This window comes from Oleiphilus messinensis, assembly GCF_002162375.1.
Taxonomy (GTDB): Bacteria; Pseudomonadota; Gammaproteobacteria; order Pseudomonadales; family Oleiphilaceae; genus Oleiphilus; species Oleiphilus messinensis.
Window position 1 is genome coordinate 1,046,633 of record NZ_CP021425.1, and the last position, 14,237, is coordinate 1,060,869.

Here is a 14,237-nt window from a genome sequence, read left to right on the forward strand (position 1 = left end):
TACACTCATCCTGTGCACCGACCGGGTTTGCGATAGTGTGTTCAGGAGCTCGGATCAGTAGTTTTCCACTACGGTTGAGCTCTTATATTTTGTCGTTACCTTTCAGGCCAATTTTGAATTTACCCAGGTATTCATTTGGTTTGCTACCATCGTAAGTAACGTTGTCGATAAATTCTTTTTGAGGTGGTTTAAAGCCTGTTTCGGTTGCGAAATCGGGGAATTCACTGGCCGGAATTTTGCCTTCAGCAATCAGTTCTTTCGCCGCTTGTGCGTAGATATCGGGACGATATACTTTTTTCGCGATATCCATGTACCAGGTATCAGGCTTCGCTTCGGAGATTTGGCCCCAGCGACGCATTTGGGTCAGGTACCAGATTGCATCACTGTAGTATGGGTAGGTGGCGTTGTAGCGGAAGAAGACGTTAAAGTCAGGGACTTCACGCTTGTCGCCTTTTTCGTATTCAAACGTACCTGTCATACTGTTGGCGATAACGTCATAGTCGGCACCCACGTAGTAAGGTTTGGAAAGAATTTTCACCGCTTCTGGCCGGTTTGCGTTGTTTTTATCATCCAGCCACTTGGCTGCTCTGATCATGGCTTTGACCACTGCGATATGGGTGTTGGGGTATTCATCTGCCCATTTTTTGCTCACACCAAATACTTTTTCCGGATTGTCCTTCCAGATTTCATAATCTGTAATGACCGGAACACCGATGCCTTTGAATACCGCTTGCTGGTTCCAGGGTTCACCCACGCAGTAGCCGTAGATGGTCCCTGCTTCCAACGTTGCAGGCATTTGTGGTGGTGGTGTTACGGACAGCAGCGCTTCTGCATCGATCTTGCCGGAAGTATCGCCTTTATGTGGTGCATAGTAGCCTGGGTGAATGCCGCCTGCGGCGAGCCAGTAGCGCAATTCATAGTTGTGGGTGGATACCGGGAAAACCATGCCCATATTGAACGGCTTGCCCTCATCTTTGTATTTTTCGATTACCGGCTTCAAAGCATCTGCTTTGATGGGGTGAACGGGCTTGCCGTCTTTGTGCGGGATGTGCTTTTTCATTTCATCCCAGACTGAATTGGATACGGTGATGCCGTTACCGTTCAAATCCATACTAAAGGCGGTGATGATGTGAGCCTGGGTGCCAAATCCGATGGTTGCACCGAGAGGTTGACCGGCCAGCATGTGCGCGCCGTCAAGCTCACCCGTTATAACGCGATCCAGCAGTACTTTCCAGTTCGCCTGCGCTTCCAGTTCAACGAACAGGCCTTCTTCTTCAAAAAAGCCTTTTTCTTTGGCAATAGCAAGTGGAGCCATGTCGGTCAGTTTGATAAAACCAAATTTCAGGTCTTCTTTCTCAATGTCCTCTACAGCCATTGCGGTCTGACTTGCCGCACCAAAAGTGATGGCGGAAATCAAGCCAAGCGCCTTAGCCAGTTTTTGTTTTTTGCCCGGGCGGTTTAGCCAATGAGTGAACTTTGCCATTGCAACATCCTTCTACTAGTTAATTAATTCGTTATTGAAAGTCGTTCAATTTGTTATTGAGTGAGTTCTTTAAACTGTGTTCATACCTCTGGTGTGTATTGAGGTATTTATTAATAAGTAATCACATTGAATTAATATGATTTGCTGCATACCTACTTGGGATTAATTCAAAGCGTGTGCCTGAAATTTTAATATTGAATAAAAACAGTGGTTTATGAATTTATGGATTTTGAGGTGCATTAAAAATGCACGTTATTTGATCTGTATTGGCGGGGTAATATTGCTTGCTTCACTTTTTTAGTGCATACCTAGGTGGTGGTATTTGCACTAAACTGGGGAGTATGTTTTTTTCTGACGCACAAAAAAACCACCGATGGCCAGAGCGACCACCCGTGGTGAAAAGTTGTTTGTTCTGTTATTGAGCACTCAATGGTTAAAAGTCAGGCTTAGCCGAAACCCACCCAGGATTGCATGGCGGGCTCCATACTGTAATTCAAACTTCTAATCGTTTTGCGGGCGATCTCATATTGCAGGGTGATAATCCGAGTGGCTTGTGCGAATAACAGATCCGCTGTTTTGGGATTGTGTTGCTGGTTACCAGGTAAGGCCATCAGGCGTTTGGTGTAGTCCAGCAATTGATCGTAGCACTGTTCTGATAACAGTTTGTTTTTCAGTTCACCAGAAAGGTCATGATTCAACCCTTTCAATTCTTCGACAATCTGAATGTGCGCATCGACGATGGATTGACTGAGATAGTCGAGCCGGGAGAGGATGCGATCGTCTCTTACGGGTGTTGAAACAATATGCACACCCAGGCCTCGACTTTGGGCGATATTTTCGATGAGCTCAGGTATCTTTCGCAGACCCAACAGCACCAGTTGGTTGTGTTGTACGCTCACATCCAAATGTCCAGTGACTTCGGCGACATCCCATATAAGCTTCAGTACCTGATTAATAAAGTGGCTGTGTAGCAGGAAGCACTCGAAGGCTGAGTCTTTGCGCCAGTGTTGGGATATCGTCAACCATTCGTTGGTCAGTGCTTTTATCTGTTTTTCACGGAGAGACGAAGGATGGTCTGCTTGCGCATGGCTGTATACCGGTAGCTTGACTTTAATCGACTGGAGGTGCCGGTCAATTTCCCGTGACTTAAATACCACCCGAGACTCGAAGAAATTGTTTCCGCCCAGGACTGCAAGCGTGTAACCACGGTGTTGCTGAATCAATTCCGTGAGTTCCAGTAGCTCGAGCGCGATATCCAGCCCGGCTTGCCTTAGTTTATGTTTTTCAAATAAGAGTGCTATAGATTGATCATTCATGAGACTTAATGTTTTAGTTTAGTTTTGTTATACCTCTTTAGTGGTATCTCCTAAAGCATAAATCAGGCCATGTTTTTGCGGAGCGATTCGAATGGGTGAACGTTATGGATTTTATCCCGTTGATTATTTACCCATGGACGTTGGGTAGATTTGTACAATTTGGATAAATACGCTGTTAATTTTCTATTAATGCTCGAAAAAACAAGTAGATATTTCTTTCAAGCGGATGCAGATATTTGCCTTTCCCGGTCATTAAGTTGTTTTCCGCACCCCCAAAAGCGTAAAAGTCTGCTTGTTTGGGTTTTTAACTTTGTACTTTTTCGGGCGTGAAATGAGGTTATAATGGCCGCCCTTAAGGTGGGATTGTGTGAATATTTGGAACGTTTGCACTATAGTGGCGCATTGGGCTGATGCAATTAAGGTGCAATTTGATGCATGGTTCGGATGATTAAAGCGTTCGGGTGTAGACTATGTTTAAATTCGCCAGTCACGCCGCCGCGATAATAGTAAATGTTTGGGTAAGCCTTGAATGACACAAGATGTAGATGAATTAAAACGCAGACGTATCCGCAGCTTTGTAATTCGAAGTGGCCGGATGACCACAGGACAGCAGAAAGCTTACGATCAGGGTTGGCCAGAATACGGCCTGACGGTGGATCAAGGGATTCTGGATTTTGAAGCACTGTTTGGCCGTGAATGTCCACGTGTGCTGGAAATCGGGTTTGGCATGGGTAAATCGCTGGCGCAAATGGCTGCACAGGAACCGGACACCGGGTTCGTCGGAGTAGAAGTACATCCCCCCGGGATAGGTGGACTGTTGTTGGAGATGGAGCAACATAACGTCAGTAATGTACGCATGTATTGCCATGATGCAGTGGAAGTGCTGGAACATTGTATTCCAGAGTCGAGTCTGGATCGCGTGCAGCTGTTTTTTCCCGATCCATGGCATAAAAAGCGGCACCATAAGCGCAGATTGGTGCAACCAAAATTCGTTGATCTGATCCGTACTCGCCTGAAAGTCGGTGGCGTTTTTCACATGGCGACAGACTGGGAAAACTATGCCGAGCATATGATGAAGGTAATGTCAGCTGCACCGGGGTACCAGAATGTAATGGATGCAGGTCAGTATGCCCCCAGGCCAGATAGCCGACCGGTCACCAAATTTGAAAAGCGTGGAGAGCGCTTGGGGCACGGTGTTTGGGATTTGCTTTTTAAACGTACCGATTAGGTGCCTGACTTATTATTGCGTCAACAGGTTCTAGTTTCCCATAAAACAGGACAGTGTTTCATTCAGGAATTTGAAACCCAGTTCCGTTGTTTGCAGGCGGCTGGGTTCGATAAGCCCTTTCGCCCGGGCGGCACTGAGGGGTTGTATTATTGTGCTTAGCGGTAGACCCGTTCGCGAACGGAACAAATCTGGATTCACGCCCTTAACCAGCCGCAGTGCATTCATCATGAACTCGAACGGAAGATCTTCCGGTTCAATAATGGATGTGGCTGCAGCAAATTGATGCATGCGCTTCAGGTATGCAGCGGGTTGTCGGGTTTTGTTATAACGCAGGATTTCCAACCCGGGTGGCGAGTCTGTTAATTGGCTGACTTTACCGTGAGCGCCTGCACCAATGCCAAGATAGTCGCCAAACTTCCAATAATTGAGATTATGTTTGGCTTGCAGCCCAGGTTTACTGAAGGCCGACACCTCATATTGTTGAAAACCCGCTTTTGCAAGGCGGGTAAAGCCGGCCAGCTGGATGTCCCAAAGTCGATCATCGTCCGGTATGGGTGGGGGGCTGCTGTAGAAGGCCGTGTTCGGCTCTATGGTTAACTGGTACCAACTGAGATGCTGAGGATTGTGACTCAGTGCCTGCTCTAAATCTTCCAATGCCTCTGTAATATCCTGTGCGGGTAAACCATGCATTAGATCGAGGTTGATATTTTCAAACCCTGCTTTTCGGGCTGCAGTAATGGCGCTATGGGCTTGTTGCTGATCATGAATACGTCCCAGCACGCTCAAATGTTTGGGGTTGAAACTCTGAATCCCGAGGGATAGACGATTAATTCCCGCATTCCTGTAGCCATAAAAACGGCGCTCATCCACTGTCCCGGGGTTCGCCTCCATGGTGATCTCGGTAGCAAGATCAAAATGGAGCCGGGTGCGTAGCGCATCAAATAATTGTTGATAGAATTGCGGCGTAAGTGTGCTGGGCGTACCGCCACCGATAAAGATTGATTCTAATTTACGGGCTTGCACCCAGTGCAAATCGCTGTCCAGATCTGCGAGAAGCTGCTGCAAATATTGCTTCTCATCCAGGTCAGACTGCAATGTATGGGAGTTAAAATCACAATACGGACATTTTTTGACGCACCACGGGATATGGACATACAAAGACAGTGGAGGAAGTACAATTTCAGAGACCTGTTCGCCTGTATGTGTGGCCATAGTTTAATATCGTGACAATAGTTTAATATCGTGCCGCAAGGTTACCCTGCGATATCATGGCTGTCGAGCTGGCGATTCAACTTGTCCTGAATCTGCTGTTTGAGTTGTTTCAGGGCCAGACCCCGATGGCTTCGCTCGTTTTTTGCCTCGGCACTGAGTTCGGCTGCAGTGCAGTTCAGTTCTTCAACCCAGAATACGGGATCGTAACCAAAGCCACCGTTACCGGTAATCCGGGTATGGATACGACCTTCCCAGTTGCCCTGGCACACCAAAGGTGTTGGATCTTTTTCGTGCAGCATAAAGACTAAAGCACAATGAAATCGTGCTGAGCGACCTTCCTCGGGCACCGATTGTAATGCAGACATTAATTTTTCAATGTTGTCCTGATCTGTTGCATTGGGGCCCGCATAACGTGCAGAGAAAATGCCCGGATTGCCCTGAAGTGCATCGACGACCAGTCCGGAATCATCAGCGAGGGCCGGAAGTCCGGAATACTTACAGGCATTTCGGGCCTTCAGAATTGCATTCTCGACAAAGCTTTGGCCTGTCTCCTCAACTTCCGGGATGTCAAAATCAGCTTGCGGCAGAACTTGAATATCCAGGGCATTGAGCATGATATTGAACTCGTTGAGCTTGCCCTTGTTGCTGCTGGCGATGACAACTCTGGTCATGGAATAATGCTCCTGAAGTAGTGTGCTGTCTTTATGTGGTCAGTATGCTGACGGTTTGTTGCGCTATCGAACCGCTGTTTTGCTAGGTTGAAAGTTTTACTAGGTTAAAACGCTTTACTGGGCGAAAAAGCTTTGGCTGAATCTCAGTTTTAATGGCCTTGTGGAGCCATCCGGTGTCGCGTCGAGATTAAATACGAGCAGGTCATTTTCAGAGAACTGAAACTGGCCCAGATAGTAGACTGCTTGACCTTCCGTGATCCGGGTAAAGTCGATTTCCCGCTGTTGCTGAACATTATTAGTGATGGTGCCTTTGACTGACGCGGCAACGGGGAGCGGTGTTCCACCACTCTGGTCTGGGAGTTTGAGTACGGAAACATTTAACAGTGCCAGGGACTTACTGCGAATGATACCGTATTGTTTTGCGACTTCCGGACTCAGGAATGTGCTGTTGAAGGCATTGTAATGCACTTCATAACCGTCGAAGATTTCCTTCTGTTCTGCCTGGGTGGCGGGTGGCCAGGCGAGCAGTATCGCACACAGCAGGGTGGCCAGATAAATGGCCACATTAGAGGCGTCCAGTCGCATCTTCATCTCGTTCCCCTTTCTTTTAGTCTCATTACGTTTTATACGTTGGAGTTATCGGCATTAGCGCAGTGAGCGCGTGACGCGATAGATCGCGATTTCGCCCAACAAGTTTGGCCACATTTTGTTGAACCAGCGATGTCGGTGCTCTCGATCGACCACCGTCCGATTTAAAATTCGAATGTTCTTTTTGTAGCACAGCGTTTCGAAATCTTTAAACGTACATAAATGGATGTTTGGTGTATTGTACCATGTATAGGGCAGGGTCTTGGACATGGGCATTTTGCCTTTACCGGCCAGGTAATAGCGACAAGTCCAATGGCCAAAATTTGGAAATGTGATGATGCATTCACGTCCAAGGCGAAGCATTTCTTCCAGCATGATATCCGGCTGTCGGACAGCTTGTAGCGCCTGGGTCATTACGACTGCGTCAAAACTGTCATCCTGAAAGTTACTCAAGCCCTTGGAATCGACATCCTGCTCGATGACATTCACCCCGTTGCGAATACAATGGCTGATCAGGCTGGGGTTGATTTCCAGGCCGTAGCCGGAAACCGATTTGTGCTCTTGCAAATAGCGGAGCAGGGTACCATCTCCGCAACCCACATCCAGGATGTGGGTGGAGGGAGCGATCCATTCCTGAATAATATCCAGATCGGGTCTCATGCTGTACCTCCCTCGGCTCCCAAGCCTGCTTGTAGTGAACCGTTGCCAGGATCAATATCGAGTTGATCGGCAATCCGATCCATATACGCGTTAAACACTTCAACATACCGGGGTGTCGGGATCAAAAAGGCATCATGACCATGTGGTGCTTCGATCTCAGCATAGCTCACGCGCTTACCGGCTTTGATTAGTGAGTCCACGAGCAGTTCCGAGCGTTCCGGTGAGAAGCGCCAGTCTGTACTGAAAGATACAACCAGAAATTGGCAGGTTGCTTTTTTGAACGCGACTTCCAGTTGATCATTGTATTCACGGGCAGGATCAAAATAGTCCAAAGCCCGTGTCATGAGCAAATAGGTGTTGGCGTCAAAACTTTCCGAGAAGCGCTCGCCCTGATAATGCAGATAACTTTCGACTTCAAACTCCACGTCAAAATTGAATTTTGGGGCCTTGTCCCTCAATTCACGACCGAATTTTTCCCCCATGGACGCGTCAGAAAGGTAGGTAATATGACCCACCATTCGGGCCAGCATGAGCCCCCGCTTGGGAATTTTTTCGAAGTCATAATAGCGCCCCTCGCAGAAATCGGGGTCGGAGGTGATGGCTTTGCGAGCGACTTCGTTGAAGGCGATGTTTTGCGCAGTAAGCTTGGGTGTTGATGCGATGACAACCGCATTCTCAACCCGTTCAGGATAATCGATGGCCCACTGCAATGCTTGCATACCGCCCAAACTCCCTCCCACAATGGCAGCCCAGCATTTTATGCCCAGACGGTCAGCCAGGCGTGCCTGACTATTGACCCAATCCGGTACGGTGATGATCGGGAAGTCAGGTCCGTAAGGTTTTCCCGTAGCGGGGTTGATACTGGTCGGGCCGGTAGATCCGTGACAGCCCCCGAGGTTATTCAAACTGACAACGTAAAAACGATTGGTGTCAATGGGTTTGCCCGGGCCAATACACGAGTCCCACCAGCCGGGTTTACGATCCGCTTTGCTATGGTAGCCGGCAGCATGATGATGGCCACTCAACGCGTGACAAATCAATATGGCATTGTTGGCTTTGGCATTCAAAGTTCCATATGTTTCAACCACCAGATCGTATTGATCAAGTTGCTTGCCACTTTGTAGCTGCAGTGGATCATCAAAGTGAAGAGTTGTGGGTGTCACAATACCGACAGAATCGGCAGGAATGGTCGCTGGCATCTCTTGAGTTCACGTTTCCTGTTAGGCGGAATGGATAGTGTTCCGGGAGTGTAACAGGAAAGCGTGAGTAGGCAAGCTCTGTGTGCAATATCAGGGCCTGTTTCTGTTGTGGATTATCAGGCAATTTTCCCTGTGATGCTCACGACTTTTTTAGTTGAAAGGGTTGGTGCCGGTTTGCGAAACACGCGATGTATGGATTCGACAGTCTGGAGTTGCTCGCGGGTTTCCTGAATTAATAAACGCAAACGCTCCCGTTCTGCGGCCATGTTCCGGTTGTTCTCGGTAAGCCCTTTTAATCGTCGTATTTGATGTTCCAGCAACTGTTTTTGTTCCAGGGAGTATTGCATGATCGGCAGCAACGCCTCTTCGGGCCAGCGTACTGCTTCTTTATTCACCCGATCATAGATATTCCTAAGCTCGCTGACCAGGGTGTTGAAGAAACGTTTTATGACCAGTGTTTGTTCGGTCATAATGGTTTTCGGGTTCCGCCGGAACTGTTCTGCCTTGTTTTTCAACTGTCGGAAGTCGCGCATGGCCCGGCGAATGTTGAACGGTACCGGATGCAAGTGTTTGGCCCGGGTATCTTCCGTATAGCGCTTGTAGATTGAAGAAACCATTTTATCTGCGAGGCTGACCTCACTCATCAGGTTGGCAAAGTCATGTTCGATGAGATCAAACAGACCGGTCATGGCCCGGTTCATACCGATGGTTGTCCAGCTGCTCTGCAGCATTTCTTTGGTTTTTTCCAGGTGCGACTCAAACCGTTCGGCACAGACCAATTCACTCAAAATGTCCCCTTGGGATTTCATTAAGCGGCGACTGGAGCGCAGTGTAATCAGCTTTTTGTAGTAAAAGTCATAGTCAGTTTGTGTTTTCTCGGTCAGCGAGGTAATGATTTCTTTGCTCACACCTTTTTCGAGGCTGGATTGATGTTGTTCTGCCATGAATTCCAGGCGCGAATTTAAAATAGCTTCGCTGTTTTGCAGCATGCCCAGGAGGTCGTTTACCAGGGTTTGGGTTATGAGACGTTCTTTCTGTTCCAGGATTTTCTGGCTGATTAAGTGTTCCAGTTCGGGCAGAGCACTTCGAGCCAGCAGTGCGTTGTCACTTTTAACTTTGGCGATCAGGCCTTGTTTTGCAGAAACCGGAATAACATCGTCAGCTATCATCCCCAAATGTTCTGCCGTATAGGTACGCACGTTTTTGATCGATTTCGCGGTATACTCATCACCCTGCAGGTCATCCCACAAGACGTCAATTTTGTTCAGCACAGCAAATCGGCCTGCCCTGTGGTCGGCGTTTTCGGTGTCAATGAACTCTTTCCAGATTGTCATGTCACTGGCGGTGACACCGGTATCGGCACTGAGTAAAAACAGAATCGCGTGCGCGCTCGGGAGCATGCTGACCGTTAGTTCCGGTTCAGAACCCAGGGCATTCAGCCCCGGCGTGTCCAGAATTCGTAGTCCTTGTTCCAAAAGAGGATCTTTCAGGCTGATGAGTGCATGACGCCAAGCCGGAATAATGACTCTACCTGGCTGTTTATGGTCATGGTCGAGCATGCTGTCATGGAAACCAAGCGCTCTCGCTTCTGCAACGGTGACGGTTTTGGTATGGGCGACCTGATCAAGCGCGGCGCGCATACTCTGTGGAGAATCGAGGCTCAAATCGATGGTATGCCAGCGTTCCGGTTGCTTCTTCAGGTTGGCCAGCGTGGCTTCACTAGCTCGGGTCTCAATCGGTAACAACTGGATATAATTACGATTTTGTTTGCGATCATAGAACAACTCTGTGGGGCACATGGTGGTGCGCCCGGCCTGTGACGGTAACATTCTTTGGCCGAAACCGGAGAAAAACAGGGCGTTGATTAACTCTGTTTTTCCTCGGGAATATTCTCCTACAAAGGCAATGGTGAGCTCATCTTCACGGAGCAATTGAAAGCCGCGCTTCAAGCGGGTGCTGATGTCATCGGAAAAGAGTCCATTGGCCTGAAGCCAGTTCTGGTAGCGGGCGATTTCCGTTATCAATAAATTTTTCCACTTTTGGTACGCTTCCACATGGGTGGTCAGGCTGCTTTTGCTCATAGCGTGTTTCCGTAAACGAGTTCCCAATTGTCTTGGTTGTTTTTTGAACGAATTCTCACAATTATAGAAAGGCTTTGTGAAAATGTCTGTAACCTGTTGAACCGCGGTCATCTGTCTGATACTCATCGCACCTCACAAAATGGTCCCGTGGTACGCTAAGTGGCTGATATTATGGTTAAAAAATGGCGGGTGGGAGTGGTGTAACAGACTGTTATTTATTGTTTTTTTACACTGATAGCAGCCAGAATCCAGGTATTCTGGCGTCCGGCTGCTGTCAGCGATTGGATCAAGTGGAGCGTTTGTTTAGAACATGACGCCAAGTCGGCCTAAACCAACCTGAATGGCCAAGTTGTTTACCACGATATCGAGGACATTGATCACCAGGAAAACGACCAATGGCGAAAGATCCAAACCACCAATGGGTGGAATCAGCTTACGGAAAGGCGCCATGACAGGTTCAGTCAGCTGATGCAGTAGCTGGACCGCAGGATGATAGCTGCCTTGGGCCACCCAGCTCAGAATAATCACAGCGATAATTGACCAGAAGTATATTTTCAGTATCAGTCCGAGGATTGTCACGGCGGCCCAGGCAAAGATGATCGGATTCAGCGTTACTTGTCCCGAAGCGAGAATAATCAGGAAATAGACCAGCGTCTGGATCAACAGTGCAAGCAGTAGGGAAGAGGTATCAACACCGCCAATGCTGGGTACGATTCTGCGTAGCGGGATTAAAAGCGGATTGGTCGCTTTTACCACGAACTGCGAAATTGGGTTGTAAAAGTCCGCACGAGCGACTTGCAATAGAAAACGCAGCAAGACGATGGTGAGATAAAATGCAGAAAGTATCTGCAAAGTTGAAATGAGTATCTGAGCCAACATGCAATAGATTCCTGTCTATTCCGTTTGTTTATTACCCGCAATATCTTTGATATGTGGGCATAAGGAGTATTGTTCCACCTGATTGTTCTGGTTTGGTTACCAATCCAGAGGGTATTATGAGTCAAAAAGGCTGGATAGCTCAATGGATCGAGTCTTGGCAGCCTGCACCGCTTCGTTTATCAGATCTTTCAAGTTCCCGCTTTCAAATGTGTTAATCGCTTGTTCTGTAGTACCTCCGGGGGACATCACATTCTTTTTCAGCTGAGCTAGTTCCAGCTCGCTGTGCTGTGCCATTTGCGCTGCACCCAGCATGGTCTGGGTTGCGAGTCGGCGCGCGGTGCTCGCGCTCAGGCCTGCGTTGGTTCCCGCTTCTTGCAGTGCTTCCAGAATCAGGAAGAAGTAGGCAGGGCCACTGCCGGATATGGCGGTAATCGCATGCATATCGGATTCATCTTCGACCCAATCGACTTCTCCCACCGCGGCGAATATTGTTTCTGCCATGGTGAGCTGTATTTCAGATACCTGGGCGTTGGCATAAAGTCCGGAAGCACCCTGCTGCACGAGTGCCGGCGTGTTCGGCATACAGCGGACAATCGGGAATGTGCCGCCCAGCCATTCACTGATTTGAGACGTTGCGACACCCGCAGCAATGGAGATCACCAAAGTATCCTTTTTAATTGCACTTGCGATTTCGGTGCATACAGGTTTGATGATTTGCGGTTTGACTGCCAGTACCAGAATATCTGCGGATTCTGCCGCTTTGCCGTTATCGGCTTCGATACCAATGCCGTACTGGCTCGAGAGGTGTTCAAGATGCTTGGGTTCTGGCGCGCTGGCGCACAGGGTTTCAGGTGCATAACCGTTCGCGATAAGTCCACCAATGATACTGGATGCCATGTTTCCGGCACCGATGAATACGATTTTAGGTTGTGCCTGCAACGTAAAAGTCTCCTGATGAGGGCAATCGTTTCCTGGTCAAAGTAAACGAGCTGGATGAAAGTAAACGGTGTTCGTGTTGAACGTAAACAGCATTCATGATGTCCGTGGGCCAAATAATGCAGTCCCCACACGCACCATGGTCGAGCCCGACTGGATCGCGGCTTCGATATCTGAAGACATGCCCATTGACAAGGTGTCGACACTTGGGTACTGGGTTTGCAGATTTCTGAATAAGTTATGCATTGTATTCAAACTGGCGTTCAATTCCGCATCTGATTGGGTGGCTGCAGGAATGGTCATCAGGCCCCGGAGCTGGAGTCTCGGACTGGCACTTACTTGTCTGGCCAGTTCCGTCAGTTGTTCCGGGGCAATACCGGATTTGCTTTGCTCGTCATTGATGTTGATCTGGATGCAAACATTCAATGGCGGCAGGTTGTCGGGGCGCTGTTCATTGAGTCGAGTCACAATCTTTTCCCGGTCTACACTTTGCACCCAGTCAAATTGTTCAGCAATCTGGCGGGTTTTATTTGATTGTATAGGCCCAATGAAATGCCAGATGATACTCTGCTCATGCTGCGCATTGAGCGCGGCAATTTTTTCCAGTGCTTCCTGGAGATAATTTTCTCCGAATTCGTCAACCCCCAGTTGATGCAAGGTGTCCACTTCATCTGCAGTCCGTGTTTTCGATACGGCCAACAAACGCACCGGCGAGCTGGTCTGCGCTTTTTTAATGCGTTGCCTTACGTTATTCAGGTTGTCTGCTATGCTGATCATTAGTTTAAACACAAATTGAAATAAGCCCCCTAAAGTAACTGGACTCAACACGAAAGCCAAGCCCTGTTCCCGGATTTCACGGGAAAATTACGGAAATCGCGGCTTTTGATTGCAGTCAATTTATGGGTGAGCGGCCTACCCCTATGATGAATTAAGTTAGAGGAACCCAATGGATATTACGGAACTGTTGGCCTTTTCAGCAAAGCAAGGTGCGTCGGATTTACACTTGTCGTCCGGTTTACCCCCAATGATCCGGGTTGACGGTGATGTGCGTCGAATCAATCTTCCGGCAATGGAACACAAGGAAGTCCATGCACTGATCTACGATATCATGAACGATAAGCAACGGAAGGATTATGAAGAGTTTCTGGAAACCGACTTTTCTTTCGAAGTGCCTGGAGTGGCCCGTTTCCGGGTCAATGCGTTTAACCAGAATCGTGGTTCTGGTGCGGTTTTTCGTACTATTCCCTCGAAAGTATTGACTATGGAAGACCTGGGCATGGGGCAGGTTTTCAAAGATGTAGCCCTGAATCCCAGGGGGCTTGTACTGGTTACCGGGCCCACAGGTTCCGGTAAGAGTACGACATTGGCAGCGATGATCGACTTTATCAATGATACTCGTTACGATCACATTTTGACCATTGAAGACCCGATCGAATTTGTGCACGAGAGTAAGAAGTGTCTGGTTAACCAGCGTGAAGTGCACCGTGACACTCTGGGATTTAACGAAGCACTTCGTTCTGCGCTCCGGGAAGACCCTGACATCATACTGGTTGGTGAGATGCGTGACCTTGAGACCATTCGGCTGGCTCTGACTGCCGCAGAAACCGGGCACTTGGTGTTCGGTACTTTGCACACCACCTCGGCCGCGAAAACCATCGACCGGGTGGTTGATGTATTCCCCGCAGAAGAGAAGTCCATGGTGCGTTCCATGCTTTCGGAATCTCTGCAGGCGGTTGTGTCTCAAACGTTGATGAAGAAGGTTGGTGGGGGACGTGTCGCGGCACACGAAATCATGATCGGTACGCCGGCGATTCGTAACCTGATTCGCGAAGACAAAATTGCGCAAATGTATTCTTCAATCCAGACCGGGGCTCAGTTGGGGATGCAGACTCTGGATCAGTGTCTCACCGGACTGCTGAAAAAGGGGATCATCACCCGCGAAGCGGCGCGCGAAAAAGCGAAAATGCCGGAGAACTTTTAATAC

Annotated in this window: 13 protein-coding genes; 2 read left to right on the forward strand and 11 right to left on the reverse strand. The window is 48.6% G+C overall.

The features are described 5' to 3' along the window. Positions 1-82: 82 nt before the first annotated feature. Entirely contained in the window at positions 83-1,483 is a 1,401-nt protein-coding gene (locus OLMES_RS04610; RefSeq protein WP_087460173.1) for a CmpA/NrtA family ABC transporter substrate-binding protein, read from the reverse strand. A 446-nt stretch (positions 1,484-1,929) separates the two neighbouring features. Further along, positions 1,930-2,799, reverse strand: coding sequence for a hypothetical protein (locus tag OLMES_RS04615; protein WP_087460174.1), 870 nt, complete (start codon positions 2,797-2,799; stop codon positions 1,930-1,932). A 529-nt stretch (positions 2,800-3,328) separates the two neighbouring features. Between OLMES_RS04615 and trmB the strand changes: the two genes are divergently transcribed. Next, positions 3,329-4,027: a tRNA (guanosine(46)-N7)-methyltransferase TrmB gene (trmB, locus tag OLMES_RS04620; RefSeq protein ID WP_087460175.1), complete on the forward strand. Its 699-nt coding sequence runs from the start codon at positions 3,329-3,331 to the stop codon at positions 4,025-4,027. 30 nt (positions 4,028-4,057) lie between these two features. Here trmB and hemW read toward each other — a convergent pair whose 3' ends face one another. The 9 genes from hemW to OLMES_RS04665 all read right to left on the reverse strand — a co-directional run bounded on the left by hemW (position 4,058) and on the right by OLMES_RS04665 (position 13,030). Further along, entirely contained in the window at positions 4,058-5,239 is a 1,182-nt protein-coding gene (gene hemW / locus OLMES_RS04625; protein WP_087460176.1) for a radical SAM family heme chaperone HemW, read from the reverse strand. A 41-nt stretch (positions 5,240-5,280) separates the two neighbouring features. Beyond that, the gene (locus OLMES_RS04630) at positions 5,281-5,910 is read right to left on the reverse strand and encodes an XTP/dITP diphosphatase (protein WP_087460177.1); all 630 of its coding nucleotides are present in this window, start codon (positions 5,908-5,910) and stop codon (positions 5,281-5,283) included. Positions 5,911-6,024: 114 nt separating this feature from the next. After that, entirely contained in the window at positions 6,025-6,501 is a 477-nt protein-coding gene (locus tag OLMES_RS04635; RefSeq protein ID WP_087460178.1) for a DUF4426 domain-containing protein, read from the reverse strand. A 54-nt stretch (positions 6,502-6,555) separates the two neighbouring features. Beyond that, complete coding sequence (gene metW, locus OLMES_RS04640) at positions 6,556-7,158, reverse strand: methionine biosynthesis protein MetW (RefSeq protein ID WP_087460179.1); 603 nt, start codon at positions 7,156-7,158, stop codon at positions 6,556-6,558. Next, entirely contained in the window at positions 7,155-8,357 is a 1,203-nt protein-coding gene (metX, locus tag OLMES_RS04645; protein ID WP_087460180.1) for a homoserine O-succinyltransferase MetX, read from the reverse strand. Before metX ends, metW begins: the two co-directional genes overlap by 4 nt. 116 nt (positions 8,358-8,473) lie before the next feature. Then, positions 8,474-10,438, reverse strand: a complete 1,965-nt coding sequence (locus tag OLMES_RS04650) for a dynamin family protein (protein WP_087460181.1) — start codon at positions 10,436-10,438, stop codon at positions 8,474-8,476. A gap of 303 nt (positions 10,439-10,741) precedes the next feature. Next, complete coding sequence (locus OLMES_RS04655) at positions 10,742-11,317, reverse strand: YggT family protein (protein ID WP_087460182.1); 576 nt, start codon at positions 11,315-11,317, stop codon at positions 10,742-10,744. Positions 11,318-11,431: 114 nt separating this feature from the next. After that, positions 11,432-12,256: a pyrroline-5-carboxylate reductase gene (proC, locus tag OLMES_RS04660; protein ID WP_087460183.1), complete on the reverse strand. Its 825-nt coding sequence runs from the start codon at positions 12,254-12,256 to the stop codon at positions 11,432-11,434. Positions 12,257-12,349: 93 nt separating this feature from the next. Next, the gene (locus OLMES_RS04665) at positions 12,350-13,030 is read right to left on the reverse strand and encodes a YggS family pyridoxal phosphate-dependent enzyme (RefSeq protein WP_087460184.1); all 681 of its coding nucleotides are present in this window, start codon (positions 13,028-13,030) and stop codon (positions 12,350-12,352) included. 169 nt (positions 13,031-13,199) lie between these two features. Between OLMES_RS04665 and OLMES_RS04670 the strand changes: the two genes are divergently transcribed. Then, the gene (locus OLMES_RS04670; protein ID WP_087460185.1) at positions 13,200-14,234 is read left to right on the forward strand and encodes a type IV pilus twitching motility protein PilT; all 1,035 of its coding nucleotides are present in this window, start codon (positions 13,200-13,202) and stop codon (positions 14,232-14,234) included. The last annotated feature ends 3 nt before the right edge of the window (positions 14,235-14,237 follow it).

Excerpts from the sequence above, each read along its gene's own strand:
- OLMES_RS04615 (WP_087460174.1), bottom strand. The coding sequence starts at position 2,799 with ATGAATGATCAATCTATAGCACTCTTATTTGAAAAACATAAACTAAGG.
- hemW (WP_087460176.1), bottom strand. The coding sequence starts at position 5,239 with ATGGCCACACATACAGGCGAACAGGTCTCTGAAATTGTACTTCCTCCA.
- metW (WP_087460179.1), bottom strand. The coding sequence starts at position 7,158 with ATGAGACCCGATCTGGATATTATTCAGGAATGGATCGCTCCCTCCACC.
- metX (WP_087460180.1), bottom strand. The coding sequence starts at position 8,357 with ATGCCAGCGACCATTCCTGCCGATTCTGTCGGTATTGTGACACCCACA.
- OLMES_RS04610 (WP_087460173.1), bottom strand. The coding sequence starts at position 1,483 with ATGGCAAAGTTCACTCATTGGCTAAACCGCCCGGGCAAAAAACAAAAA.
- trmB (WP_087460175.1), top strand. The coding sequence starts at position 3,329 with ATGACACAAGATGTAGATGAATTAAAACGCAGACGTATCCGCAGCTTT.
- OLMES_RS04630 (WP_087460177.1), bottom strand. The coding sequence starts at position 5,910 with ATGACCAGAGTTGTCATCGCCAGCAGCAACAAGGGCAAGCTCAACGAG.
- OLMES_RS04670 (WP_087460185.1), top strand. The coding sequence starts at position 13,200 with ATGGATATTACGGAACTGTTGGCCTTTTCAGCAAAGCAAGGTGCGTCG.
- OLMES_RS04665 (WP_087460184.1), bottom strand. The coding sequence starts at position 13,030 with ATGATCAGCATAGCAGACAACCTGAATAACGTAAGGCAACGCATTAAA.
- OLMES_RS04655 (WP_087460182.1), bottom strand. The coding sequence starts at position 11,317 with ATGTTGGCTCAGATACTCATTTCAACTTTGCAGATACTTTCTGCATTT.
- OLMES_RS04650 (WP_087460181.1), bottom strand. The coding sequence starts at position 10,438 with ATGAGCAAAAGCAGCCTGACCACCCATGTGGAAGCGTACCAAAAGTGG.
- OLMES_RS04635 (WP_087460178.1), bottom strand. The coding sequence starts at position 6,501 with ATGAAGATGCGACTGGACGCCTCTAATGTGGCCATTTATCTGGCCACC.